General features: G+C 62.6%; 23 protein-coding genes. 12 read left to right on the top strand and 11 right to left on the bottom strand.

The features are described 5' to 3' along the window. The first annotated feature begins 107 nt into the window (after positions 1–107). Together DXT74_RS09305 and ubiA are read left to right on the top strand one after the other, a co-directional pair. Positions 108–635, top strand: coding sequence for a chorismate lyase (locus DXT74_RS09305; RefSeq protein WP_231138306.1), 528 nt, complete (start codon positions 108–110; stop codon positions 633–635). Beyond that, a complete protein-coding gene (ubiA, locus tag DXT74_RS09300) occupies positions 632–1,504 on the top strand; it encodes a 4-hydroxybenzoate octaprenyltransferase (RefSeq protein WP_081555437.1) in 873 nt (290 codons plus the stop codon). Before DXT74_RS09305 ends, ubiA begins: the two co-directional genes overlap by 4 nt. A gap of 128 nt (positions 1,505–1,632) precedes the next feature. Here ubiA and DXT74_RS09295 read toward each other — a convergent pair whose 3' ends face one another. Next, complete coding sequence (locus tag DXT74_RS09295) at positions 1,633–1,950, bottom strand: hypothetical protein (protein ID WP_194427815.1); 318 nt, start codon at positions 1,948–1,950, stop codon at positions 1,633–1,635. A gap of 59 nt (positions 1,951–2,009) precedes the next feature. Continuing rightward, positions 2,010–2,306: a helix-turn-helix transcriptional regulator gene (locus DXT74_RS09290; protein WP_019100570.1), complete on the bottom strand. Its 297-nt coding sequence runs from the start codon at positions 2,304–2,306 to the stop codon at positions 2,010–2,012. A gap of 103 nt (positions 2,307–2,409) precedes the next feature. Between DXT74_RS09290 and gpmI the strand changes: the two genes are divergently transcribed. The 8 genes from gpmI (at position 2,410) to ettA (ending at position 13,181) form a co-directional block, all read left to right on the top strand. Then, positions 2,410–3,933: a 2,3-bisphosphoglycerate-independent phosphoglycerate mutase gene (gpmI, locus tag DXT74_RS09285; protein ID WP_194427814.1), complete on the top strand. Its 1,524-nt coding sequence runs from the start codon at positions 2,410–2,412 to the stop codon at positions 3,931–3,933. A 100-nt stretch (positions 3,934–4,033) separates the two neighbouring features. Next, the gene (locus tag DXT74_RS09280; RefSeq protein ID WP_043638563.1) at positions 4,034–5,362 is read left to right on the top strand and encodes a murein hydrolase activator EnvC; all 1,329 of its coding nucleotides are present in this window, start codon (positions 4,034–4,036) and stop codon (positions 5,360–5,362) included. A gap of 27 nt (positions 5,363–5,389) precedes the next feature. Continuing rightward, on the top strand, positions 5,390–6,826 hold the full coding sequence (locus DXT74_RS09275; protein ID WP_231138305.1) for a S41 family peptidase: 1,437 nt from the start codon (positions 5,390–5,392) through the stop codon (positions 6,824–6,826). 143 nt (positions 6,827–6,969) lie between these two features. Further along, positions 6,970–8,274: an amino-acid N-acetyltransferase gene (gene argA / locus DXT74_RS09270; protein WP_043638569.1), complete on the top strand. Its 1,305-nt coding sequence runs from the start codon at positions 6,970–6,972 to the stop codon at positions 8,272–8,274. A 223-nt stretch (positions 8,275–8,497) separates the two neighbouring features. Next, positions 8,498–8,770: an oxidative damage protection protein gene (locus tag DXT74_RS09265; RefSeq protein WP_019100565.1), complete on the top strand. Its 273-nt coding sequence runs from the start codon at positions 8,498–8,500 to the stop codon at positions 8,768–8,770. Positions 8,771–8,841: 71 nt separating this feature from the next. Beyond that, a complete protein-coding gene (gene ppk1 / locus DXT74_RS09260) occupies positions 8,842–10,899 on the top strand; it encodes a polyphosphate kinase 1 (protein WP_194427813.1) in 2,058 nt (685 codons plus the stop codon). A gap of 47 nt (positions 10,900–10,946) precedes the next feature. Next, positions 10,947–11,426 (top strand): DUF456 domain-containing protein, encoded by a 480-nt coding sequence (locus DXT74_RS09255; RefSeq protein ID WP_019100492.1) that lies wholly within the window; start codon positions 10,947–10,949, stop codon positions 11,424–11,426. An 87-nt stretch (positions 11,427–11,513) separates the two neighbouring features. After that, positions 11,514–13,181: an energy-dependent translational throttle protein EttA gene (ettA, locus tag DXT74_RS09250; protein ID WP_194427812.1), complete on the top strand. Its 1,668-nt coding sequence runs from the start codon at positions 11,514–11,516 to the stop codon at positions 13,179–13,181. Between the two features lie 82 nt (positions 13,182–13,263). On the opposite strand, the gene DXT74_RS09245 is transcribed toward ettA, so the two are convergent. The 4 genes from DXT74_RS09245 to DXT74_RS09230 all read right to left on the bottom strand — a co-directional run bounded on the left by DXT74_RS09245 (position 13,264) and on the right by DXT74_RS09230 (position 16,919). Continuing rightward, positions 13,264–14,196: a dihydroorotate oxidase gene (locus DXT74_RS09245; protein ID WP_194427811.1), complete on the bottom strand. Its 933-nt coding sequence runs from the start codon at positions 14,194–14,196 to the stop codon at positions 13,264–13,266. A 143-nt stretch (positions 14,197–14,339) separates the two neighbouring features. Continuing rightward, complete coding sequence (gene bfr / locus DXT74_RS09240; protein WP_043591049.1) at positions 14,340–14,807, bottom strand: bacterioferritin; 468 nt, start codon at positions 14,805–14,807, stop codon at positions 14,340–14,342. Between the two features lie 79 nt (positions 14,808–14,886). Beyond that, positions 14,887–16,659: a ferrous iron transport protein B gene (gene feoB / locus DXT74_RS09235; RefSeq protein ID WP_194427810.1), complete on the bottom strand. Its 1,773-nt coding sequence runs from the start codon at positions 16,657–16,659 to the stop codon at positions 14,887–14,889. Beyond that, complete coding sequence (locus DXT74_RS09230; protein WP_043638578.1) at positions 16,656–16,919, bottom strand: FeoA family protein; 264 nt, start codon at positions 16,917–16,919, stop codon at positions 16,656–16,658. Before DXT74_RS09230 ends, feoB begins: the two co-directional genes overlap by 4 nt. Before the next feature lie 174 nt (positions 16,920–17,093). Between DXT74_RS09230 and dcd the strand changes: the two genes are divergently transcribed. Further along, a complete protein-coding gene (dcd, locus tag DXT74_RS09225) occupies positions 17,094–17,663 on the top strand; it encodes a dCTP deaminase (RefSeq protein ID WP_019100498.1) in 570 nt (189 codons plus the stop codon). 270 nt (positions 17,664–17,933) lie between these two features. Beyond that, positions 17,934–18,428: a glutathione peroxidase gene (locus tag DXT74_RS09220; protein ID WP_194428076.1), complete on the top strand. Its 495-nt coding sequence runs from the start codon at positions 17,934–17,936 to the stop codon at positions 18,426–18,428. A 7-nt stretch (positions 18,429–18,435) separates the two neighbouring features. Here the strand turns inward: DXT74_RS09220 and DXT74_RS09215 are convergent, their stop codons facing one another. The 5 genes from DXT74_RS09215 to DXT74_RS09195 all read right to left on the bottom strand — a co-directional run bounded on the left by DXT74_RS09215 (position 18,436) and on the right by DXT74_RS09195 (position 22,707). Further along, positions 18,436–18,849 carry a YchJ family protein gene (locus DXT74_RS09215; protein WP_043638581.1) on the bottom strand — a complete coding sequence of 138 codons (414 nt, stop codon included), beginning with the start codon at positions 18,847–18,849 and terminating at the stop codon, positions 18,436–18,438. Between the two features lie 2 nt (positions 18,850–18,851). Next, complete coding sequence (locus tag DXT74_RS09210; RefSeq protein WP_194427809.1) at positions 18,852–19,325, bottom strand: hypothetical protein; 474 nt, start codon at positions 19,323–19,325, stop codon at positions 18,852–18,854. A 159-nt stretch (positions 19,326–19,484) separates the two neighbouring features. Beyond that, positions 19,485–19,883, bottom strand: a complete 399-nt coding sequence (locus DXT74_RS09205; RefSeq protein WP_039753830.1) for a ProQ/FINO family protein — start codon at positions 19,881–19,883, stop codon at positions 19,485–19,487. Between the two features lie 485 nt (positions 19,884–20,368). Then, positions 20,369–21,319: a PfkB family carbohydrate kinase gene (locus DXT74_RS09200; RefSeq protein WP_194427808.1), complete on the bottom strand. Its 951-nt coding sequence runs from the start codon at positions 21,317–21,319 to the stop codon at positions 20,369–20,371. Beyond that, positions 21,316–22,707, bottom strand: coding sequence for a cytosine permease (locus DXT74_RS09195; RefSeq protein ID WP_043638586.1), 1,392 nt, complete (start codon positions 22,705–22,707; stop codon positions 21,316–21,318). Before DXT74_RS09195 ends, DXT74_RS09200 begins: the two co-directional genes overlap by 4 nt. Between the last annotated feature and the right edge of the window lie 2 nt (positions 22,708–22,709).

Raw genomic sequence — 22,709 nt, 5'->3', positions numbered from 1 at the left:
GACGTCATGATAATGCCCCGGTTCGCGCTTGGGGATAGACAGATGGACTCGCATCGCGCCGCAGAAGGGCGGGACAAGCCCCCGCCGGCTTTGGCATAATGCGCGCCATGTCTCATCCCCCACTCTGGCTGCCTCAGCCGCCCGCGCTGTCCGCCGCGGCGCAATCCTGCCTCACCGAAGCCGGCTCGCTGACCGAACGGCTGCAAAGCACTGGTCGCCGCTTCGCCGTGCGCGTGTTGCGGCAAGGCCCCGACATCTGTCTGGAAGACGAGGCGCCACAGCTCGGCCTGGCCGCCGGAGCGCCGCTGCAAGCGCGCGAGGTGGCTCTGACCCTGGACGACACCCCGGTCGTGTTCGCCCGCAGCGTCACCCGCCTGGACTGCGCGGCCTGGCAGCCCATTCTAGACCGAGGCAGCCGCTCACTGGGCCTGACATTGTTCGGTGGCCTGCCGGATTTGCTGCGCGACCCGCTGCGCTATCGCCTCATTGCCGCCGATCATCCGCTGTTCGCGCCGGCGGCCCAACTCAGCCCGCACCCCAGCTACCCGGCGCGGCGCTGCCGCTTCCTGCTGCGGCAAGCGCCGCTGCTGGTGTGCGAACTCTTTTTGCCGGAGCTGGAGAATTTCTTGCTATGAACGCCGCCCGCCTTAATGAACGCTTGACCGTTTACATGCAACTGATGCGCATGGACAAGCCCATCGGCACCTTCCTGCTGCTGTGGCCGACGCTGTGGGCGCTGCTGATCGCCGGCCAAGGCCGGCCCGACCCGCTGATCGTGCTGATCTTCATTATCGGCACCTTTCTGATGCGTTCGGCCGGCTGCGTGATCAACGATTACGCGGACCGCGACTTCGACGGCCACGTGGAACGCACCCGGCAACGGCCGTTCGCCCGCGGCGCGGTTGGCAAGAAGGAAGCCTTGCTGCTGGCCGCCGGCCTGGCGCTGCTGTCGCTGCTGCTGATCCTGCCGCTGAACGGCCTGACCCTGCTCTTGAGCGTGCCGGCGCTGTTCATCGCCGCAAGCTACCCTTTCACCAAGCGCTTCTTCCCGGTGCCGCAAGCCTATCTGGGCCTGGCCTTCTCCTTCGGCATTCCGATGGCCTTCGCCGCCCAGACCGGCGCCGTTCCAATGCTGGCCTGGCTGCTGCTGCTGGCCAACGCTTGCTGGACGCTGGCCTACGACACCGCCTATGCCATCAGCGACAAGCCTGACGATCTCAAGATCGGCATCAAGACCTCGGCGATCACCTTCGGCGACTACGATGTCCTGGCCATCATGCTGTTCCACGCCGCTTTTCTCGCGCTAATGGCCGGCATTGGCCGGCACCTGGCGCTGGGCTGGCCTTTTTACCTGTCCCTGATGGTCTCCGCCGCCTTGATGGCCAGGCAATACCTGGACATCCGTGAACGCGATCGAGCGGCCTGCTTTAAGGCCTTTCTCGACAATAACCGCGTTGGCGCGGCCATCCTCATTGGCGTGGCGCTCAGCTACTGGCTGCCGTAAAACCCAAAGTCATCATTTTGCGGCGCGGCAACATTTTGTTATTTTCTGTGAACTTTTCTAAACGGCTTTAATCCCAGAGAAGGCATATTCCACCCATTTGGAATTGCAGCCGACATGCACCGCCGGCTTCACACAAGAAAGGACATATCATGAAACTGATTTCCGCTCTGATCGCCGCTGCTTTCGCCACTAGCGCCATGGCCGCCACCCCGGCGTCCGCGCCCTCCGCAGAAAAGAAAATGGAGCATAAAGCCGAACACAAGCAGGCCGGCAAAAAGCACCACAAGAAGCATGCTTCGGGCGCCGCGCACCACAAGAAATCCGGACACAAACATTCGGGAAAGAAAGCTGAACACAAAGCGGCTTCCGCCGCCAAGTAACTGATCGCCGGGCCGCGCGCCCGGCGCAAAAACGCCGCGGCTCGTCATGCGCCGCGGCGTTTTCATATCCTGATACGACCAAAGGCCGGCCAGAGGCCGACGACGGGGATCAGCCGGGCGGCGAATTATTCGCCGAAGCCACAGAACACCTCGCGCATCATTTTCAAAACCTCCAGCGTGCGAATATCGCCAACACGGTAATAAACGCGGTTCGCGTCCTTGCGCGTGCGCAACACGCCCTTGTCGCGCATAATGGCCAAATGCTGAGAAATATTGCTCTGCGACGTGCCCACCTGCTCGACTATATCCTGCACGCTCACTTCCTGGTCTTCCAGCACCGATATGATCTTCAAACGCAGCGGGTGCGACATGGCCTTCATCGCCCTCGAGGTCTGCTCGATCTGGTCATCGTTGAACAGCAAGGCTTCTCTCCCTGTAGAGTCATTTTATTTAGTCTGACTGCGGTACAATACTACACAAAATCCAATACCATCAAGATTTTCTAATATTCAGAATGTGAATGCCATGAAATCCATCAAACCGGTGTTGTTGTTGATTCTCGACGGTTTTGGCCATCGCACCGAAGGCGATGACAACGCTATTCTTCATGCCTCGATGCCTAACTGGAATCGTCTGCGCCAGACCTTCCCCTACGGCACCATCAACGCCTCGGAAAACTTCGTCGGCCTGCCCTCCGGCCAGTTCGGCAATTCCGAAGTGGGCCACCTCAACATCGGCGCCGGCCGCGTGGTGCAACAGGACATCAGCCGCATCGACTGCGACATCGAAGACGGCCGCTTCGCCTCCAACCCCGCGTTGGTTTCCGCCATCGCCAAAGCCAAGGATTCGACGCTGCACATCATGGGCCTGCTGTCCGACGGCGGCGTTCACAGCCATGAAAACCACATCCACTCGCTGATCCGCGCGGCCCAGGCTGCCGGCGTCGCCCGCATCCGCGTGCACGCATTCCTAGACGGCCGCGATACGCCGCCGCGCAGCGCCAAGACCTATCTGGAGCGGCTGGACGCGGTGCTGGCCGAATGCCCCGCCGCGCGCCTGGCGTCCGTGACCGGCCGCTACTGGGCAATGGACCGCGACAAGCGCTGGGAACGCGTGGAGCCGGCTTATCGCCTGCTGGTGGAGGGCGAAGGCCTGTTCCACTCACGCAATGGCCTGGAAGCGCTGGAAGCGGCCTACGCCCGTGATGAGAACGACGAGTTCGTCAAAGCCACCGCCATCGGCGAAGCCGCCCCGATGCGTGACGGCGACGTCGTTATATTCATGAACTTCCGCGCCGACCGCGCGCGCCAACTGGTCAGCGCGCTGACCGACCCGGCTTTCGACGGCTTCCAGGCGCGCCAACCCAAGTTCGCAGACTTCGTCACCTTGACCTCCTACGGCGAAGCCTACAGCCGCTTGTCCATCGCCTACCCGCCTCAGAAGATCAGCAACGGCTTCGGCGAATACCTGGCCAGCCAGGGTCTGAAGCAGCTGCGCATCGCCGAAACCGAGAAATATCCGCACGTCACCTATTTCTTCAACGGCGGCGAAGAGCAGGTATATCCTGGAGAAGACCGCATTCTGGTGCAATCGCCCAAGGTGGCCACTTACGACCTGCAACCAGAAATGAGCGCCGGCGAAGTCACCGACAAAATCGTCGCCGCCATCGCCTCCGGCCAATACCAAGCCATCATCTGCAATTACGCCAACGGCGACATGGTGGGCCATAGCGGCATCTTCGACGCCGCGGTCAAGGCGGTGGAAGCGCTGGACGGCTGCATCGGCCGCTGTGTGGAAGCGATGCGCGCCGCCGGCGGTGAGGTATTGATCACCGCCGACCACGGAAACTGCGAACAAATGTACGATGCCGAGCACCACCAGCCGCATACCCAGCACACCTTGAGCCCGGTGCCCTTCCTCTATGTCGGCCGTCCGGCCCGGATCCGCTCCGGTGGTTCGCTGCGCGACATCGCGCCGTCGCTGCTGGCAATGATGGGCCTGGAACAACCGGCGGAGATGAGCGGTCAATCGTTGATCGAATTCCAATAAGCCCCGCCGCCGGCTCCGCCGGCGTCATCGACCCAAGCGCGCCGCCCGCGGACGGCGCGCTTGTTGGTCCGCGGCCCAAGTAGAAAGCATATTCCCGGCAATGAAACCTTATGTCCTGATGGCGGCCTTGATCGCCGGAGCCAGCCACGCCGCGCCTCCGGCCTCCGCCGCGCTGTCCACCGCCCCGCACCAGCAAGACCTCAAATCGGTGCGCAAGGAAATCGATACGCTGAAAAAAGACATTGCCCAAAAACAGGCGGTGCAAAAAGAGGCGCAATCGGCGATCAAGGAGTCGGAACAAGCCATTAGCCAGACCACCCAGGCGCTGGTGAAGCTGGAGAAAAAACAAAGCAGCTCGGAGCAGCAGCTAGAGGCGCTGCGCGCCCAGATCAACGCCAGCCGCAACAGCCTGGCCGCGGTGCGCCAACGCGTAGGCCAGATGCTGGCGCGCCAGTACAAGAGCGGCCAGCACGACGCGATGAAGCTGATGATGAACGCGAACGACCCCAATCAGAGCGCTCGCGACCTCGCCTACTACCAGCACATCGCCCGCGCCCAGCAGCAGTTGGTCGCCCAGTTGATCACCCACCAGCACGAATTGGAAGCGCTATCCTTCCAACTGGAACAGGAACTGGCCCGCCTTAACTCGCTGTCGAACCGCAAGAGCCAGGAAAAGAGCTCGTTGCAGCAGGACAAGGCCAGCCAGCAGCAAGAACTCAACAAGGTCACCGGTGAAATCAAGACCGGGCAGAGCAAACTGAGCCAGCTGCAGGAAAACGAAAAACGCCTGACTGGCCTGATCGCCCAGATCAACCGGGAAATCCAGCGCCGCCGCGCGGAGATCGCACGCAAGGCGGCGGAAGAACGCAAGGCCAAGCTGGCCGCCGCCCGCGAAGCGGCTCGCAAAGAGAACGAACGCCGCCGCAAGCTGGCTGCAAACGCCAAGAAACAAGGCAAGCCTGTGCCGGAGGAAGCCAAGCAGACGGTGACGGTGAAAGAGGAAGCCATCACCGACGTGGCCGACGACAGCGCCGCCGGCCGCGCCTTCGTCAGCCTGCAGGGCAGAATGAAAATGCCGGTGGCCGGACAATTGGTCGGCCGCTTTGGCAAACCGCGCCAGCAAGGCGTCAGCTGGAAAGGCGTGTTCATTCAAACCGCCAACGGCACCCCGGTTCGCAGCGTGGCCGACGGCACCGTAGTATTCGCCGATCAATTGCGCGGCTTCGGCAATGCCATCCTGGTCGACCATGGCGGCAACTACATGACGGTCTATACCGGACTATCCGTAATAGGCAAATCCGTAGGCAGCAGCGTCAAGGCCGGCGACACGATCGGCAACACTGGAACACTGGACAGCGGCGAATCCGGCCTGTACTTTGAAATCCGACACATGGGACGCCCCCTAAACCCGCAAGCCTGGGCGCGCTGAGCCAGGCAACGGAGACAGATAACAAACATGAGCAGCCAAAGAATGAAGAAGATTGCCTGGCTAGTGGCCGGCGCCATGGCCGGCGGCGTGCTGACGCTCAGCATGCAAGCCTTTGCCGACAAGGGCGAATCCCCGCTGCCGCTGAGCGAGCTGCGCACCTTCGCCGAAGTGTTTGGCCGCATCAAGCAAGACTACGTCGACCCGGTGGAAGACAAGAAGCTCATCACCGCGGCCATCAAGGGCATGCTGACCGGTCTGGACCCGCACTCCGACTACATGGACCCGGAAGCCTTCAAGGAACTCAAGGAAGGCACTCAGGGCGAATTCGGCGGCCTCGGCATCGAAATCGGCGCCGAGGACGGCTTGGTCAAGGTGGTGTCGCCCATCGAGGACACCCCGGCGCAGAAGGCCGGCATCAAGAGCGGCGACCTGATCATCAAGATCGACGACACCCCGGTGCGCGGCCTGTCCCTGACCGACGCGGTGAAGAAAATGCGCGGCAAGCCGGGCACCAAGGTCACGCTGACCATCGCCCGCAAGTCTGAAACCAAGCCCCTGGTGTTCACGCTGGCGCGCGCGGTGATCAAGACCAAGAGCGTCAAATACAAGCTGCTGGAACCGGACTTCGGCTATGTGCGCATCACCCAATTCCAAGAGCACACCTCCGAGGACCTGGCCGCCGGCGTGCAGGCGCTTTACAAGGAAAACAAACAGGCGCTGAAAGGCCTGGTACTGGACCTGCGCGACGATCCGGGCGGCCTGCTCAACGGAGCGGTTGGCGTGTCGGCCGCCTTCCTGGCCAAGAACCAGTTGGTGGTCTACACCGAAGGCCGCACCCCGGACGCCAAGATGCGGCTGACCGCCAATCTGCAGAACTACGCCCGCCCCAACGGCAGCGATCCGCTGGCCCGGCTGCCGGTGGAAGCCCGCAACGTGCCTCTGGTCGTGCTGGTCAACGGCGGCTCCGCCTCGGCGTCGGAAATCGTCGCCGGCGCGCTGCAAGACCACAAACGCGCGGTGTTGGTGGGCACGCAGACCTTCGGCAAGGGCTCGGTGCAATCCATCATGCCGCTGGGCAACGCCGGCGGCATCAAGCTGACCACCGCCCGCTACTTCACGCCGAACGGCCGCTCAATCCAGGCCAAGGGCATCGTGCCCGACGTGGTAGTGGAAGACGGCACGCTGACCGCGGCCGAGCAAGCCATCCGCGTGCGCGAAGCGGACCTGGAAAACCACTTGGCCAACCCCAACGGCGAGGACAAGCCGGCGCCCAAGAGCAACGCCAAACCCGCGCCAGCGCCGCAACCCGCCCCCGCCAAGCCGGACGACGGCAAGGACAAGACCAAGCCGGAAGAAAAGAGCCAGTTCGGCCCGCGCGACCCCAACCCTAAAAACGACAACCAGCTGTCGCAGGCGCTGAACATCCTCAAGGTACAACAGATCCTGCAGAAAAAAGGCAGTTGACCCCGCCTCCGAGGCCACAACGCGCCCCTGGTTTCGCCAGGGGCGTTTTTCATGCGCGTGCTATATTGTCCTCCTGCAAAACACCGTCATTCCTGCTACGCTATCCGGCTTAACCCTAGTTTTCCGGCCGGAGCCGCTGACCCATGCTTACCCGCGAATTCGTGCTTTCCTTTCGCGAAGCCGCCCCCTACATCAACGCCTACCGCGGCAAGACCTTCGTGCTGGCCGTCAGCGGCGAAACCTTGCAAGACGGAGAGTTCGCCAGCCTGGCGCAGGACATCAACCTCTTGGTCAGCCTGGGCGTGCGCATCGTGCTGGTTCACGGCATCCGTCCCCAGATCGAGGGCCTGTTGAAACGCCACGGCATCGCCCGCCTCTTCCACCGCGACCGCCGCGTCACCGACGCCGCCACCATGGACGTGGTCAAGCAAGCGGCCGGCGCCACCCGCTGCGACATCGAGGCGCTGCTGTCCATGGGCATGCCCAATTCGCCAATGCACGGCGCCCACCTGCGCGTGGCCGGCGGCAACTTCGTCACCGCCCAGCCTCTGGGCGTGCTCGATGGCGTGGACATGCAATACACCGGCCAGGTGCGCCGCGCCGACGGCGCCGCCATCCGCGCCCGCCTCGACCACGGCGAGCTGGTACTGCTGTCGCCCATCGGCTATTCGCTGACCGGCGAGGCCTTCAATCTGACCATGGAAGAACTGGCCACCCACGTCGCCATTACCCTGAAAGCGGAAAAACTGATTTTCGTGATCGAGCAGCGCGGCGTGATGCTGGACGAGGAACTGATCAGCACGCTGACCGCACAGCAGGCCGAAGACCTGCTGGCCTCCGGCCGGCTGCAGGATGACGTCAGCGCCTACCTGCCCTACGCCATCCGCGCCACCCGAGAAGGCATTCCCCGTGCCCACTTGATTAGCCGTCACGCCGACGGCGCGCTGCTGGTGGAACACTTCACCCGAGGCGGCAACGGCACCATGATCGCCCGCGACCCGCTGGTGCGAGTGCGCAACGCCAGCATCGAAGACATCGGCGACATCATCGGCCTGATCCAGCCGCTGGAAGAGCAAGGCGTGCTGGTCAAGCGCAGCCGCGAGCATCTGGAGGTGGAGATCGGCGAATATTCGGTGTTGGAGCACGACGGCAAGATCTATGGTTGCGTGGCCATGCACCCCTTCCCCGACGCCGGCACCGCCGAACTGGCCTGCCTGGCGGTGGCTCAAGACAAACGCGACGGCGGCTTTGGCGAGATGCTGCTCAAACACGTGGAATACCAGGCCCGCACCCAAGGCTTGCAGTCGCTGTTCGTGCTTACCACCCAAACCGCGCACTGGTTCGTGGAGCGGGGCTTCGCCGAAGCGGACAAGAGCGCGCTGCCGCTGGCGCGGCAGCAGTTCTACAACTATCAGCGTCGATCAAAGGTGTTCGTCAAGGCCTTGTGAATCCAAGAACCTGTTCACGATCTGCTGCGCGTTGTGGAGCGTTACACACTGAGTATCCCTTTGAAATGCTCATGTACCGCTCCTACGCTCCGCTTTCTCAGCCGTTTTCGTCTTGGCTCGCAAGATCGTGAACGGGCTCTCGGGCCGCATCGTGGTTGGAAGCGTTTCATCTCTGTGACACAATATTGAATTAACCTTTTTCCGATATTTTAAGGATTGCGCCATGAGCAGAACCGTCAATTGCGTCAAGCTGGGCCGCGAAGCCGAAGCCCTCGACTTCCCGCCGCTGCCGGGCGAACTGGGCAAGCGAGTGTTTGACAACGTCTCGAAAGAAGCCTGGCAAGGCTGGCTGCGCTATCAGACCATGCTGATCAACGAAAACCGCCTGAGCCTGGCCGACGCCCGCGCCCGCCAGTATCTGGCCGCGCAGTTGGAAGCCTACTTCTTCGGCGACGGCGCCGACGCTCCCGCCGGCTACACTCCGCCGCAGAACTAATCGCCATGCCCAGCCCTCCAAGCGAGGGCTTTATTTTTCCCTGAACTCTCCACTGTTGGCTTGAACCTCGTATGTCACACACGCAAGACCTGCTGATCAACCGCGAACTTGGCCTTCTAGAATTCAACCGCCGCGTGCTGGCCCAGGCGGAAGACGCCAACCTGCCGCTGCTGGAACGGCTGAAATTCCTGTGCATTGTGTCCTCCAACATGGATGAGTTCTTCGAAGTGCGAGTGGCCTGGCTGCAGGAAACCGCCGAGGTCACGCCGGAGCGCATCCTGGCGGACGGCACCACGCCTGAGCAGGCGCTGGCCAAGGTGGCCACCGCCGCGCACCAACTGGTGCGCGACCAGTACGCCGTGATGAGCGAAGTGCTGTTTCCGGCGCTTCGCGAGGAAAACATCATCTTCCTGCGCCGCAACGAATGGAGCCCCGCGCAACAGCAATGGGTGAAGGACTTCTTCTTCCGCGAGTTGATGCCCATCCTCACCCCCATCGGCCTCGACCCGTCCCACCCCTTCCCCAAGGTGCTGAACAAATCCTTGAACTTCGCGGTGGAGCTGGAAGGGCGCGACGCCTTCGGCCGCGCCTCCGGCATCGCCATCGTCCAGGCGCCGCGCATCCTGCCGCGGGTGATCAAATTGCCGGCGGACGTCAGCGACGGCCATCGCCACACCTTCGTCTTCCTGTCCTCCATCCTCCATTCCCATGTGCATGAGCTGTTCAGCGGCATGGCGGTCAAGGGCTGCTACCAGTTCCGCGTCACCCGCGACAGCGAACTGACGGTGGAAGACGAAGACGTGAAAAACCTGCGTACCGCCCTGCAAGGCGAATTGCGCCAGCGCCAGTTCGGCGACGCGGTGCGGCTGGAGATCGCCGATACCTGCCCCTTGCATATGGAAGAATTCCTGCTGACCCAGTTCAACCTGAAGCCGCGCGACGTCTACCGCGTCAACGGCCCGGTCAATCTGGTGCGGCTGATGCAGGTGCCGGACCTGGTGGATAGGCCGGACCTGAAATTCACTCCCTTCATCCCCACTCTGCCGGAGATACTGCGCAAGAAGACGCCGCTGTTCGATGCCATCCGCAAGGGCGATATTCTGCTGCACCACCCGTTCCAGAGCTTCCAGCCGGTGATTGACATGCTGACGCTGGCGGCGTCCGATCCCCATGTGGTGGCCATCAAGATGACGGTGTACCGCACCGGCACCGACTCGGTGCTGATGGAGTCGCTGATCGCCGCCGCCCGCGCAGGCAAGCAGGTGACCGTGGTGGTGGAGCTGATGGCGCGCTTCGACGAAGAAGCCAATATCAGCTGGGCCAGCCGGCTGGAGGACGCCGGTGCCCACGTGGTCTATGGCGTGATCGGCTACAAGGTGCACGCCAAGATGCTGATGGTGGTGCGCCGCGAAGAACACGGCCTTCGCCGCTACGTCCACTTGGGCACCGGCAACTACCACCCGCGCACCGCTCGCCTCTACACCGACTTCGGCCTGCTGACCTGCAATGAGCAGATCGCCAGCGACGTCAACGACATCTTCGTGCAGCTGACCGGCCTGGGCCGCGCCAGCCAGCTCAAGCTGCTGTTCCAGAGCCCGTTCACGCTGCACAGCATGGTAATGGAGGCGATAGACCGCGAAATCGCCCACGCCCAGGCCGGCAAGCCGGCGCAGATCATCGCCAAGATGAACGCCTTGCTGGAAAGCCAGGTGATCCACGCGCTGTACCGCGCCAGCCAGGCCGGGGTCAAGATCCAGCTGATCGTGCGCGGCGTGTGCGCGCTGCGGCCGGGCGTGCCGGGGCTGTCCGAGAATATCAGCGTGCGCTCCATCGTCGGCCGCTTCCTGGAACACCCGCGCGTGTTCTACTTCCACAACGACCACAAAGAAGACCTGCTGATCGCCAGCGCCGACTGGATGGGCCGCAACTTCTTCCGCCGCATCGAAACCTGCGTGCCCATCATCGACGCCAAGCTCAAGCGCCGGGTGATCAAAGAGGCGCTGCGCCTCTATCTGGACGACAACGTCAACGCCTGGGACATGCAGCCGGACGGCGGCTACAAGCGCCGCACCTCCCGCGGCAAGCCGCATTGCGCGCAATTGCAGCTGCTGGAAGAGTACACCCGCTGACATCCGGCCCGCGGCTTCGCCGCGGGCGCATCCCCGCAAGGACCACCATGGAAATCGCCGGCTACAGTCTCGCCGCCCTGCTCATCGTCGCCGGTCTGGCCGGCACCATGCTGCCCATCATCCCCGGCTTGCCGCTGATGTTCGGCGGCCTGCTCCTGGCCGCCTGGCTGGACAACTTCAACCACCTGGGCGCGATCAGTCTGATCATCATGGCCCTGCTCACCGCATTGGGCCTGGTGATAGATTTCTTCGCCGGCCTGCTTGGCGCAAAAGCCAGCGGCGCCAGCAGTCAGGCGCTGTGGGGCGCCTTCATCGGCGGCATCGTGGGCATGTTCTTCGGCCTGGCGGGCGTGCTGCTCGGCCCGCTGGTCGGCGCCGTCATCGGCGAGTTCATCGCTCGCAAGGATGCCTTTCAAGCAGGCAAAGTCGGCATCGGCACCTTCATCGGCTTCATCGTCGGCGCGGTGGCCAAGGTAGCCTGCGCTTTCGCCATGCTGGCCACGGCGGCGTTGGCGCTACTGTTCTAGCGGCCGGCTCCGCGGCCGCGCGGCTGGCCTAAACCAGGGGATTTGGTAGAATCCGGGTTTATCCCCTTCAATCCAGCGTGAATACCGATGGCACAATATGTAATGTCCATGCTCCGCGTGAGCAAGATCGTTCCGCCCAAGCGCCAGATCATCAAGGACATCTCCCTGTCCTTCTTCCCCGGCGCCAAGATCGGCCTGCTGGGCCTGAACGGCGCCGGTAAATCCACCGTGCTGCGCATCATGGCCGGCGCGGACAAAGAATACGAGGGCGAGGTGCAACACCTGGCCGGCGTCAAAATCGGCTACCTGCCGCAGGAACCGCAGCTGGACCCCGAAAAAACCGTGCGCGAGGAAGTGGAAAGCGGCATGGGCGACGTAATGGGCGCGCAAAAGCGCCTGGAAGAAGTGTACGCCGCCTACGCTGAAGCGGACGCCGACTTCGACGCGCTGGCCGAAGAACAAGCCAAGCTGGAGGCCATCATCGCCGCCGGCGCCAACGACAACGTCGAACACCAGCTGGAAATCGCCGCCGACGCGTTGCGCCTGCCGCCGTGGGACGCCAAGATCGGCCCGCTGTCCGGCGGCGAGAAGCGCCGCGTGGCGCTGTGCAAGCTGCTGCTGTCCAAACCCGACATGCTGCTGCTGGACGAACCCACCAACCACCTGGACGCTGAGTCCGTGGAATGGCTGGAACAATTCCTGGTGCGCTTCCCCGGCACCGTGGTGGCCGTCACCCACGACCGCTACTTCCTGGACAACGCCGCCGAGTGGATTCTGGAACTGGACCGCGGCGAAGGCATTCCGTGGAAAGGCAATTACTCCAGCTGGCTGGAACAAAAGGAAGCCCGCCTGGCGCAGGAAGCCAAGAGCGAAGGCGCCCGCATGAAGGCGATGAAGCAGGAGCTGGAATGGGTGCGTCAGAACCCGAAAGGCCGCCAGGCCAAGTCCAAAGCGCGTTTGGCCCGTTTCGAAGAACTGTCCAGCTACGAAACCCAAAAACGCAACGAGACCCAGGAAATCTTCATCCCCGTAGCCGAGCGCCTGGGCAATGAAGTCATCGAGTTCAAAGGCGTGTCCAAGGGCTTCGGCGACCGCCTGCTGATCGACAACCTGAGCTTCAAGGCTCCGCCGGGCGCCATCGTCGGCATCATCGGCCCCAACGGCGCCGGTAAATCGACCTTGTTCAAGATGATCGCCGGCAAAGAACAGCCGGACAGCGGCGAAGTCAGCATCGGCCAGACCGTGCAGATGGCCTTTGTCGAGCAGTCCCGCGAGGGCCTGGACGGCGACAAGACCGTGTTCGAGGACGTGGCCGCCGGCGCCGACATCCTCACCGTCGGCAAATTCGAGATGTCCAGCCGCGCCTATCTCGGCCGCTTCAACTTCAAGGGAGCCGACCAGCAGAAGAAAGTGGGCATGCTCTCCGGCGGCGAACGCGGCCGCCTGCACCTGGCCAAAACCCTGCTCAAGGGCGGCAACGTGCTGCTGCTGGACGAACCGTCGAACGACCTTGACGTGGAAACCTTGCGCGCGCTGGAAGACGCCTTGCTGGAATACGCCGGCACCGTGTTCGTGATCTCGCACGACCGCTGGTTCCTGGACCGCATCGCCACCCATATTCTGGCGGCGGAAGGCGAGTCGCAATGGACCTTCTTCGACGGCAACTATCAGGAATACGAAGCCGACAAGAAGAAACGCCTGGGCGAGGAAGCCGCCAAGCCCAAGCGTATCCGCTACAAGCCGATCACCCGCTAAGGAGGTGTTGACGATCCGCTGTGTCGCGCGATCGTAAACAGGTTCAAAAAAGCCCGGACTCTCCGGGCTTTTTTTCATGTGCTCACAGCGTCTTCAGACGCCCTCGGAAGTCCTCCAGCCGCCGATAGCCCTTGGCCTGCATGATGGCGGCCAGTTCCGCCTCAATACGGTCGAAGGCGCTGACGCCCTCCTCGTGCAGGCAGGTTCCCACCTGCACGGCGGTGGCGCCGGCCAGGATGTGCATGAATGCCTCGGCCCCGCTCTTCACGCCTCCGCAGCCGATCACATGCTTGTCCGTCAGCAGCACGGCGAACTCGCGCACATTGGCCAGCGCCGTCGGCAATACATAATCGCCGCCCAGCCCGCCCAAGCCGCCCTTGGGCTTGATCACCGCGGACTCGCTGTCCAGGTCTATCACCAGACCGTTGCCCACCGAGTTGATGCAGGTGACGAAGCGCAACAGCGGGAAAGCGTTCAACACCGCGGCCATGGCGGCGAAATGCGCCGGATCGAAATACGGCGGCAGCTTGACGCCGAACGGCCGAGCATAGCCACGGCTGATCGCCTCCAGGGCCTCGGCGCTGGCGGCGAAGTCATAGCCCAACTGCGGCTTGCCCGGCAGATTGGGGCAGGACAGGTTGACCTCGGGCAGGCAAGGCAGCTTGAGCGCCGCCAGCTCGGCAAGAATGGTCAGAGTATCGTCCAGCGTCATGCCGGACACGGACAGGAACAGCGGCTTGGGGTCGTCGTAAGCCTGGGCGTAGTCCAGATAATAGCGGTAGCCCTCGTTGGGCAGGCCCATGGAATTGATGCTGCCCAGCGCGGTGCGTCGGTAACGCGGCTCGGGATTGCCGGCGCGCGGTTCCAGCGTGCAACTCTTGGTCACCACCGCGCCGGCGGCGGAACGGCGCACCCGCTCCAGTTCCTCCCGCGTGCGGCAATAGACGCCGGAAGCGTTGAACAAGGGGCTGGACATCTTCATGCCCAGCCAGGAAACGGATAGATCCAGCGACATCGCGCCCTCCGGCAAATTTATCTGCCGGCGATGATAGACGGAGACGGGCCCGACCATGCTGCGCCATGTCAAAACCCGCGCGGCGGCGGCAAAACAAACGGCCGCTAGAAAGGCGGCCGTCTCAAGGTCAACATACCCTGCGCTTACATTTGTGACTGAATATAGTTCTGTTCGCCCACCATATCGATCAGACGCAGCTGCTGCTCCAGCCAGTGGGCGTGATCGTTCTCGGTCTCTTCCAGCAACACCATCAGTTCCTGACGCGTCACGTAGTCCTTCACGCTCTCGCAGTGGGCGACTACTTTTTTCAGCAGATTGCCGACGCGGTACTCCACTTCCAGATCGCTGGCCAGCATCGCCCGCACGTTCTCCCCCACCACGATGGGCACGCGCTTGGCCACATTGGGCTTGCCTTGCAAGAACAGGGTGCGCGCGATCAGCACCCGCGCGTGCGACAGCTCGTCCTCGCGTTCATGGTCGATGCGCTCGAACAGCTTGTGCAGGCCGAAGTCCTTGTACATCTCGGCGTGGATAAAATACTGGTCCGCGGCGGATAGTTCTTCCGCCAGCAGTTCGTTCAGCAACTCGATGGTTTTGGGATCACCTTGCATAACGACCTCTTGTTGTAGTTCAATGACGCCGGCTATCCGCCGGCGCGAACGGAATTCGCAAGCCATTCATTCTAAGCCCTCAAGGCCACAGATGCACGCTGGCTTGGTAAAACACGAACGACAACAGCCAGGCCAGGCCCACCGACCACGCCACCGCCATCGCGGTATAGGACTTGCTGCGCGACTCGCGGTACATCGCCGCCACCGTGGACAGGCAAGGCACGTAGATCAAGGTGAAGATCAGGAAGCTCATCGCCGAACGCCAGTCCAGATGTTGCAGCAGGACAGCGCCCAGACCCGCCTCCGACACCCCGTAGATCACAGCCAGGCTGCCCAGCAGAATTTCCTTGGCGATGAAACCGAACAACAAGGCCGCCGCCAGTTCGTGGCGAATGCCGATCGGGTCCAACACTGGAGCCAACAGGCTGCCCAAGACGTCGGCCAGCGTCTTGCCATCGCCGGCCGGCACATGAGTCAGCAACCAGACCAACACCACCCCCAACAGGATGAAGCTGGAAGCCAGCTGCAGGAAGGCCCTCACCTCGCCCACCGCCCGGCCAAGCAAATGGCTCAAGCCGGGCAGCCGATACGGCGGCACTTCCAGCAAGAAGGCCTCGCCCCCGGCGTAGCGACGCTTGAACACCCAAGCGGTGAACACCGCGACGGCGAAGCTCATCAGATAAAGCCCCATCAACACCCACGGCGCCTGCGCCGCCGTGAACAGCAATCCGGCGAAAAACACCACCACCTGCAGCCGCGCCGAGCACAACGAGAATGGAATCACCAGCATGGTCAGCAGCCGCTGCTTGCGCTCTCGCATCACCCGGGTGCCCAGGATGGCCGGCACATTGCAGCCAAAACCCATCAACTGCATCACGAAACCGCGGCCGTCCAGCCCCAATCGAGCCATAAAGACATCGGTCAGATAGGCGGCGCGCGCCAGATAGCCGGAATCCTCCACCATCGCCATCAGTACGAAGAACACCAGCAAAATGGGCGCGAAGGTCAGCACCGTCGACACGCCCTGCCAGATCCCGTCCAGCGCCAGGCTCTGCACAATCTCAGGCAACGGCGCGAGCAAGGGCGCCAGCGCCTGCTCCTTGACCCAGTCCAGCCCGGCCCCGGCCAGCTCCTGCAAAGGCGTGCCGATCTGATAAGTCAGATTGAACAACAGCGCCATCAATGCGAAGAACAGCGGCAAACCCAGCCACGGATGCATCAGCCAGTGGTCGATCTTTTCGGTCAGCCTCGCCGGCAGCATCGGCGGCAAGGCCCAGCAGCCGTCCAGCAAGCGTTTGGCCTCCTCCATCGCCGCCTGGGTATCCGGTACCGCGTCCAGCATGGCTCTCGCGGCTGGAGCGTCGTCGTTGGCCAGCCGGTTCAAACTCGCCATCAGCGGCGGCCAGCCTTGCATATGTCTGGCCGACACCAGCGATACCGGCGCGCCCAGACGTTCCGACAAATGCTCCACGTCCAGGCTCACGCCCAATGCCTTGGCCTCGTCCGCCATATTCAGCACAAGCTGGCAATTGAGACCGCTGGCCAACACCTGCAAAGCCAGCGGCAATTGCCGGTCCAGCTGGCTGGCGTTGAGCACTAGGATGGCGCCGTCGAAAGCGCTGGCCAGCAACACGTCGCGCACCACCGCCTCATCGTCGGAATAGCCGGTTAAATCATGAACGCCGGGCAAATCCACCAACTCCACCATGTGGCCGCCCAGCAACACGCGCGCGCTGCTCAGTTCTATGGTCAGGCCCGGCCAGTTGCCAACACGCTGGGACATGCCGGTCAGGCGGTTGAATAAAGTGGACTTGCCGGTGTTCGGCAAGCCGATCAGGGCGAAACGCTTCATGCTTCCACCCTCGCCACGATGAAACGCGCCAGACTGCGCCGCAGCAGGAAGCGGGTGGCGCCGACATCCAGCAACAAAGGTCCGCCCAAGGGCGCCGCCCGGCGCAAATAAAAACGGCACCCCGGCGTCAGACCGAAGGCGGCGACGCGACGCATGGCCTCTTCGGCCAGCTCCAGACGGTCGACCACGCCGTGGCGACCAGCGGGAAATACATCCAAAGTCAACATGATGATCCGATCAATAACGAGAATGGTTTGCATTAGTATATCCAGCCAAACCACGCGAATATCGGCCAACCGCGGCAATTCCCGCGCTGCTTGACCTGCATCAATAGCATTGTCCTATCCGGATCAGCCTTGGATTATCGATAGCCGCCCACAGCGCTTGCGGTTAAAATCGCGGACAATCAATCGACAAGCTACGGGCCAAAGACAATGAGCATCAAATCGGACAAATGGATTCGCCGGATGGCGGACGAGTACAACATGATCGAACCCTTCGAGGCCAACCAGATCAAGATGGTGGATGGCCAGAAGGTGATCTCCTACGGCACCTCCAGCTACGGCTACGATATCCGCTGCGCCGACGAATTCAAGGTATTCACCAATATCAACAGCACCATCGTCGATCCTAAAAACTTCGACCCCAACTCCTTCGTGGAAGTCTCCGGCAAGGGCTATTGCATCATCCCGCCCAACAGCTTCGCGCTGGCTCGCACCGTCGAATATTTCCGCATTCCGCGCTCGGTGTTGACCGTATGCCTGGGCAAGTCCACTTACGCCCGTTGCGGCATCATCGTCAACGTCACCCCGTTCGAGCCGGAATGGGAAGGCTACGTAACCCTGGAGTTCTCCAACACCACGCCGCTGCCGGCCAAAATCTACGCCAACGAGGGCGTAGCCCAGGTGCTGTTCTTTGAATCCGATGAAATCTGCGACGTGTCCTACAGTGACCGCGCCGGCAAATACATGGGCCAGGTGGGCGTGACGCTTCCGCGCCCCTGAACCGCTTCCCGCCTGCAAAAAAGGGATGGCTTAGCCATCCTTTTGTCATTTAAACAACGCCAAATCCGTCCTCGCAATTTCACCTTAATGTTCTAGGATAAACAGAGGGTTAGCTGACTTTCCCGGTTGGTCGGCCCTTGTACAGCAATTGATTTCTTCTTGGGGCGTAGCGGTTCCCCCTTGCCGTTGCGCCCCTTTTTTTATCTCCCTGCTCAATTGCTCTTCTTCCGGTTTCTTGCCATGATCTTCGCTTTGGCGAAGGGCGGAAACATGCCGGACATATATGATTTTTCCATTGAGACTTTAAACGGACCAACGTTGCCGCTGGCGAACTATCGCGGCAAAGTGTTGCTGTTGGTCAACACCGCCAGCGAATGCGGCTTCACCGCGCAATTGGCAGGCCTGGAACAACTGTACCAGCGCCACCGCGATCAAGGCCTCGAAATCATCGGCTTTCCCTGCAATCAGTTCGGCGGCCAAGAACCGGGGAACGCCTCCGCCATCGGTCAGTTCTGTCAAAAGAACTTTGGCGTCAGTTTCGCCCTGTCCGCCAAGATTGATGTCAATGGAGCGGATGCGCATCCGCTATGGCGTCATCTCGCCGCCGCCAAGCCTGGTCTACTGGGCAGCCGGCGCATCAAATGGAATTTCACCAAGTTTCTGATCGATGGCGAGGGGCGCATCCGTGGGCGTTTCGCCCCCTACGTCAAGCCGGCGGCACTGGAACGCGTGATCGAAAGCCTGCTGCCGACATCCGCCGCCTGAACCGAGTTCAGCTCAACTCGCCGGACACGTAGAACCAGCGGCCGTCCTCGCGCGCAAAGCGGCTGCGCTCGCGCATGCGCTCGGCCTTGCCGCTTACTTTGTAGCGCGCGGCAAACTCCACCCACCCTTCGGCGTCGGCCTCGCCGCCGGCCTCTGTCGCCAGCACCTCCAGGCCCAGCCATTTGACCACGCCTGCATCCGCGGCCAGGTCCAGCGCCTGCGGCCGGGTACTGGGATGCCAGCTCGCCAGCAGATACGCCTCGTCGCCGCGCGCGTAAGCGGTATAGCGCGAACGCATCAAGGCCACCGCCGTGGGCGCAGGCTCGCCGCCCTCGCTCAGATAACGGCCGCAACAGGCCGCGTAATCGCCGCCCAGTCCACAGGGACAGCCGGCAGCGTCCGGCTTGGCTTTCTTGCCCATGTTCAAGCTCCCAAGGCCGGCAAGCCGTAGAGTTTGAGCAGGAAGTTAGTGAACGCGGGATCCGCCGGCTTGCGATTCATCTTGGGCCAGCGCCTCATCCACTCCCGCAAACGCTCATCCATCTTGGCTCGGAACGTATCCTGATCAATGCGCCCCGCCTCGCGCTCCACCGTCAGATAGCGGTACATGGCGAAGGTGTTGTCGTCGACGGGGTTGGACCCCACTGCCTTGAGCCGGAATGCGCCCAACTGATCAGCAGCCGCCAGCCTGGTCAGTTCGCCGCTCTTGACCTTGTCTGCCAAACGGTTGGCCTCACGCAACAAAGCGTCCGACTTGGCGGTGGGCGCCGGAGCCGTCTGCTGCCGGCCCTTGGCCGGAGAGGAAGGATGCGAACTGATGGGCGCGCCCAGTTGTTGCAACGCGCTGCAAGCGGACAAGCTCAGGGCCATGGCGGCCCACAAGAAAAGACGTTTCATGCCGGGTATTCTACTCCTGTCCTGATTCGGCGCCGCCGCGCGGCGCGTTCTGCTGCGACCGCCTCGCCGGTGCCAATGTTCCGCCTCGCCAATGCAAAACAGCCTGACAAACGGATCTGTCAGGCTGTTTTACGTTCTTGCCACGAGGCCGCGGCACGCTTATTCCGCGGCGTCGCCAGCGGGTTCGGCCGGAGCCGCAGCAGCCGGGGCCGGCTTGGGCGCGGACATTTGTTCCGCCGCCTTTTTCTCTTCCGCGCTCACTTCGCCCACCGGCTTGTTGGCCAGATCGAAACGCTTGCCGCCGCGCGCCAGTGACTTGACGTAGCGCGGCTTGCGACAGTGATTGGCCACCACGCGGGAGATCAGCGTCGAGTCGAACTGCGGCAAGGCCGCGATCAGGCTCTCATGGATGCCCAAGGCCAGCGGACGAAACTGGCGGAAAACGTCGAACTTGCTGTAAACATGATCCGCGATCATCTCGGTCTGCTTTTTCTTGGACAGACTTTGTACAGCGGACTTAAGTGCAGCACCGAGTGCCGTTTCAGTATTTGGCTTCATGAACTTCTATCTAGATCCATTGATGCAAAAGCAGCGCATGCTGCCTAATCAAGAGAAGCGCTGCAACCAGCCGCCCGGCCAGCTTGACAGCTGGCGAAAAAATGACGACATCGTAACCAGGCTTGACCAACACGCGCAGACAAGACGTCTGCGCGCCGTGAAAAATTTCCAATCATGCAGGGTATCCGGGAGCCGGACCCAAGCGGGCGGCCTGCCGGGACAGGGCCATGACCCCGCACCCATCGGCCCGCCCTGCTTGTCGACGGCGGAGCCAACTTGACGCAATGGAGGAAAGCGCCAAACGGAATCCTCCGGGCGCCCCATTGCCGGGCAGGCGCTCACGAGGGTGGGAGAGTACTAAGTAATGCCCCTTTATGTCCAGCACTTGACGCCAATTGCGGCGTTTCCACTCCTATCCGTCTGTCTTTTGCCACGTTATCCGCGCCCAGCCGGCCTCCCTTGCTTCACACACCCCCTAAGGCGGCTCACAGGCAAGCAGCGGGGAAGCGGCGGTTCAAGCTGTCCCAATCCGTCGCCGCGTCCGGTCCGGCGCTCGCCACCACACAGGCGGCCAGCCGATTGCCCAGATCCACCGCGTAATGCAGCGGCCAGCCGCTGGATAAACCGGCCAACAAACCGGCGCAATGCGCGTCGCCCGCGCCTATGGTGTCCACCACCGAAACTTGATAGCCGGGCAGATGCCATGGCTCGTCGGTGCCCGGACAGACCCAGGCGCCGTCCTGGCCCAAGCGGCAGATCAGCGTCAACTGGTAGTCTTTGGCGAAACGCTGTGCAGCCGCCACCGGATCACCCTGGCCGCACAATATGGCGATCTCGTCCCGGTTCAACGTCAATAAGGTTTCCGTCTCGCTCAGGCTGGACAGAAACGCCGGCTCCAGCAAGGCGACGCGCGGACCGGGGTCGATCACCCGCAACTGTTCCGACGGCAAGGCCAACAGCCAGGCGCGCAGCGCCCGCCCGCCTTCTCCCGCCAGTTCATAGCCGTTGGCGTACACCAAGGCGTCGGCGGGCAAGGGCAACGCGTCCAGTTGCTCGCGACTCCACTCCCCTTCGCAGCCGGTGATGGAGATGAAGCTGCGCTCTCCGCTGGGCTCCACCATGGCCACGCACCAACCATTGTCGCGATTCGCGTTGCGCAACAGCACCGGCAGTCCCAACTCCCGCATCGCCCAGTCTACCGCCGCGCCCCAGGGCCCGTTGCCCACCGGCATGCCGTTGATCACAGGAGCGTTCAACTGACACAGCGCCCTCGCCACATTGAAGGCGCAGCCGCCGATTTGGCGCTCCTGCTGCAAGGCCTCTACATCGCCGCCGCTTCGCGGCAGTTCCGGGAGAGTCAGCACCACATCCCCCACAGCGCCGCCCAAAGCCAGAATCGCCTTGGTCGGATGATAATTTGGACACGGAATGGTCATGCGCGTCGCTCCTTCAGCAACAGATACAAGCCGTAAGCCAGCAAGCTGGTTCCAAAAGACACAAACAAGCCAAGGCTGGAATCCGCGAAAACACCCACCGCCAACGGACCGTCGATAAAGCCGGTCTTGCTCACCAGCAGGCCGCAGGCCGCGCCCAGCAGCCAGCACAGCAAGGGCCCGCCGCGAAAGGCCTGCCGCCCCTCGCCGGACAAGGCCGCATCGTCATAACCTTGGCGATGACGCAGCAGCAGGTAATCCAGCACAAACACCGCCTCCCAGGCCGCCAGGAACACGCCGCAGAACAGCAGGAAGGAAATGAAGGGCCCCAGGAAATCGCTGGAGACGAATAAAACGTAAGCGGCGATCGCCAACACGATCAGCGCATTGATGGAAACCGCCTGCGCCTGCCTGACCTTGACGCCTATGGTCAGCAGATTGAGGCTGGCCGAATACAGGCTGAGCACGGCCATGGTCACGATGCCCGCGGTCGCGGTCAGCAGATAGGGCACTGCCATCCAGGCCGGCAGCACCGCGCCGATTTTGGCAATGGGATTGGCCGCGCTGGCCAGGTCCGGAATCTGCGCCGACAGCAGCACGCCAGTGAAGATCAGCAGCATCAAGGGCAGCGACGCCCCCGCCATCACCGCCCCGAAAATGCCGCTATTGGATGAGCCGGCCCGCTGATAACGGCTATAGTCCGCGCCGGCGATCGCCCAGCTAATGCCGGTGCCCGCGGCGATCACCGACACCGCCGGCCAGAAGCCAGTCAGCCAGTTGCCGTCCGGCCGCGCCATGATGGCGCCCCAGTCAGCCGTCGACGCCACATACAGGATCACCACCAGAGTCATGCTGCCGAAAATCCGGCTTAACCAGCTTTGCATCCACACCACGGTAGCCTGTCCCAGCAGGCTGACCACGATGGTCAAGCCGATGAACAAGAACAAACACACAGCGGTCAGCAAACGACTCTCCGCCATGCCCAGCGCCTGGCACAGCGCCGCCAGCGTCAAAGCGCCGGTCACCACGTTGACCGCCTCCCACCCCATCAGATTGAACCAGCTGAAGGCGGTGGGCGCGGCGTTGCCGTGCAGCCCGAAGATAGCCCGCGACAAGGTCAGCGTGGAGGTGCGGCCGCGCCGGCCGGCGATGCTGGTCACCCCCACCAGGGCAAAACTGGCCACCCCCAGCGCCGCAGCCAGCAAAGACTGGAAGAAGGACAGCCCGAAGCTGGTGACGATGCCGCCGTAAACCACGCCCAGGATGCCGATATTGGCCGCCAGCCACACCCAGAACAACTCGACGGGCCGCCCCTTGCACTCATGCTCCGGCACTTGTTCGATGCCCGCGCTCTCCAGTCGCCAGCCCTCTGCTGCTTGTACATCGCTCATCT

The sequence above is a fragment of the Chromobacterium sp. Rain0013 genome (assembly GCF_015291765.1).
GTDB classification, from domain to species: Bacteria; Pseudomonadota; Gammaproteobacteria; order Burkholderiales; family Chromobacteriaceae; genus Chromobacterium; species Chromobacterium haemolyticum.
This window is presented reverse-complemented; position numbering and strand designations above follow the sequence as displayed.

Excerpts from the sequence above, each read along its gene's own strand:
- DXT74_RS09280 (WP_043638563.1), top strand. The coding sequence starts at position 4,034 with ATGAAACCTTATGTCCTGATGGCGGCCTTGATCGCCGGAGCCAGCCAC.
- ubiA (WP_081555437.1), top strand. The coding sequence starts at position 632 with ATGAACGCCGCCCGCCTTAATGAACGCTTGACCGTTTACATGCAACTG.
- dcd (WP_019100498.1), top strand. The coding sequence starts at position 17,094 with ATGAGCATCAAATCGGACAAATGGATTCGCCGGATGGCGGACGAGTAC.
- DXT74_RS09295 (WP_194427815.1), bottom strand. The coding sequence starts at position 1,950 with ATGAAAACGCCGCGGCGCATGACGAGCCGCGGCGTTTTTGCGCCGGGC.
- DXT74_RS09195 (WP_043638586.1), bottom strand. The coding sequence starts at position 22,707 with ATGAGCGATGTACAAGCAGCAGAGGGCTGGCGACTGGAGAGCGCGGGC.
- DXT74_RS09200 (WP_194427808.1), bottom strand. The coding sequence starts at position 21,319 with ATGACCATTCCGTGTCCAAATTATCATCCGACCAAGGCGATTCTGGCT.
- argA (WP_043638569.1), top strand. The coding sequence starts at position 6,970 with ATGCTTACCCGCGAATTCGTGCTTTCCTTTCGCGAAGCCGCCCCCTAC.
- DXT74_RS09255 (WP_019100492.1), top strand. The coding sequence starts at position 10,947 with ATGGAAATCGCCGGCTACAGTCTCGCCGCCCTGCTCATCGTCGCCGGT.
- DXT74_RS09210 (WP_194427809.1), bottom strand. The coding sequence starts at position 19,325 with ATGAAACGTCTTTTCTTGTGGGCCGCCATGGCCCTGAGCTTGTCCGCT.
- DXT74_RS09275 (WP_231138305.1), top strand. The coding sequence starts at position 5,390 with ATGAGCAGCCAAAGAATGAAGAAGATTGCCTGGCTAGTGGCCGGCGCC.
- DXT74_RS09215 (WP_043638581.1), bottom strand. The coding sequence starts at position 18,849 with ATGGGCAAGAAAGCCAAGCCGGACGCTGCCGGCTGTCCCTGTGGACTG.
- ettA (WP_194427812.1), top strand. The coding sequence starts at position 11,514 with ATGGCACAATATGTAATGTCCATGCTCCGCGTGAGCAAGATCGTTCCG.
- gpmI (WP_194427814.1), top strand. The coding sequence starts at position 2,410 with ATGAAATCCATCAAACCGGTGTTGTTGTTGATTCTCGACGGTTTTGGC.
- ppk1 (WP_194427813.1), top strand. The coding sequence starts at position 8,842 with ATGTCACACACGCAAGACCTGCTGATCAACCGCGAACTTGGCCTTCTA.
- feoB (WP_194427810.1), bottom strand. The coding sequence starts at position 16,659 with ATGAAGCGTTTCGCCCTGATCGGCTTGCCGAACACCGGCAAGTCCACT.
- bfr (WP_043591049.1), bottom strand. The coding sequence starts at position 14,807 with ATGCAAGGTGATCCCAAAACCATCGAGTTGCTGAACGAACTGCTGGCG.
- DXT74_RS09230 (WP_043638578.1), bottom strand. The coding sequence starts at position 16,919 with ATGCAAACCATTCTCGTTATTGATCGGATCATCATGTTGACTTTGGAT.
- DXT74_RS09265 (WP_019100565.1), top strand. The coding sequence starts at position 8,498 with ATGAGCAGAACCGTCAATTGCGTCAAGCTGGGCCGCGAAGCCGAAGCC.
- DXT74_RS09205 (WP_039753830.1), bottom strand. The coding sequence starts at position 19,883 with ATGAAGCCAAATACTGAAACGGCACTCGGTGCTGCACTTAAGTCCGCT.
- DXT74_RS09245 (WP_194427811.1), bottom strand. The coding sequence starts at position 14,196 with ATGTCGCTGGATCTATCCGTTTCCTGGCTGGGCATGAAGATGTCCAGC.
- DXT74_RS09305 (WP_231138306.1), top strand. The coding sequence starts at position 108 with ATGTCTCATCCCCCACTCTGGCTGCCTCAGCCGCCCGCGCTGTCCGCC.
- DXT74_RS09220 (WP_194428076.1), top strand. The coding sequence starts at position 17,934 with ATGCCGGACATATATGATTTTTCCATTGAGACTTTAAACGGACCAACG.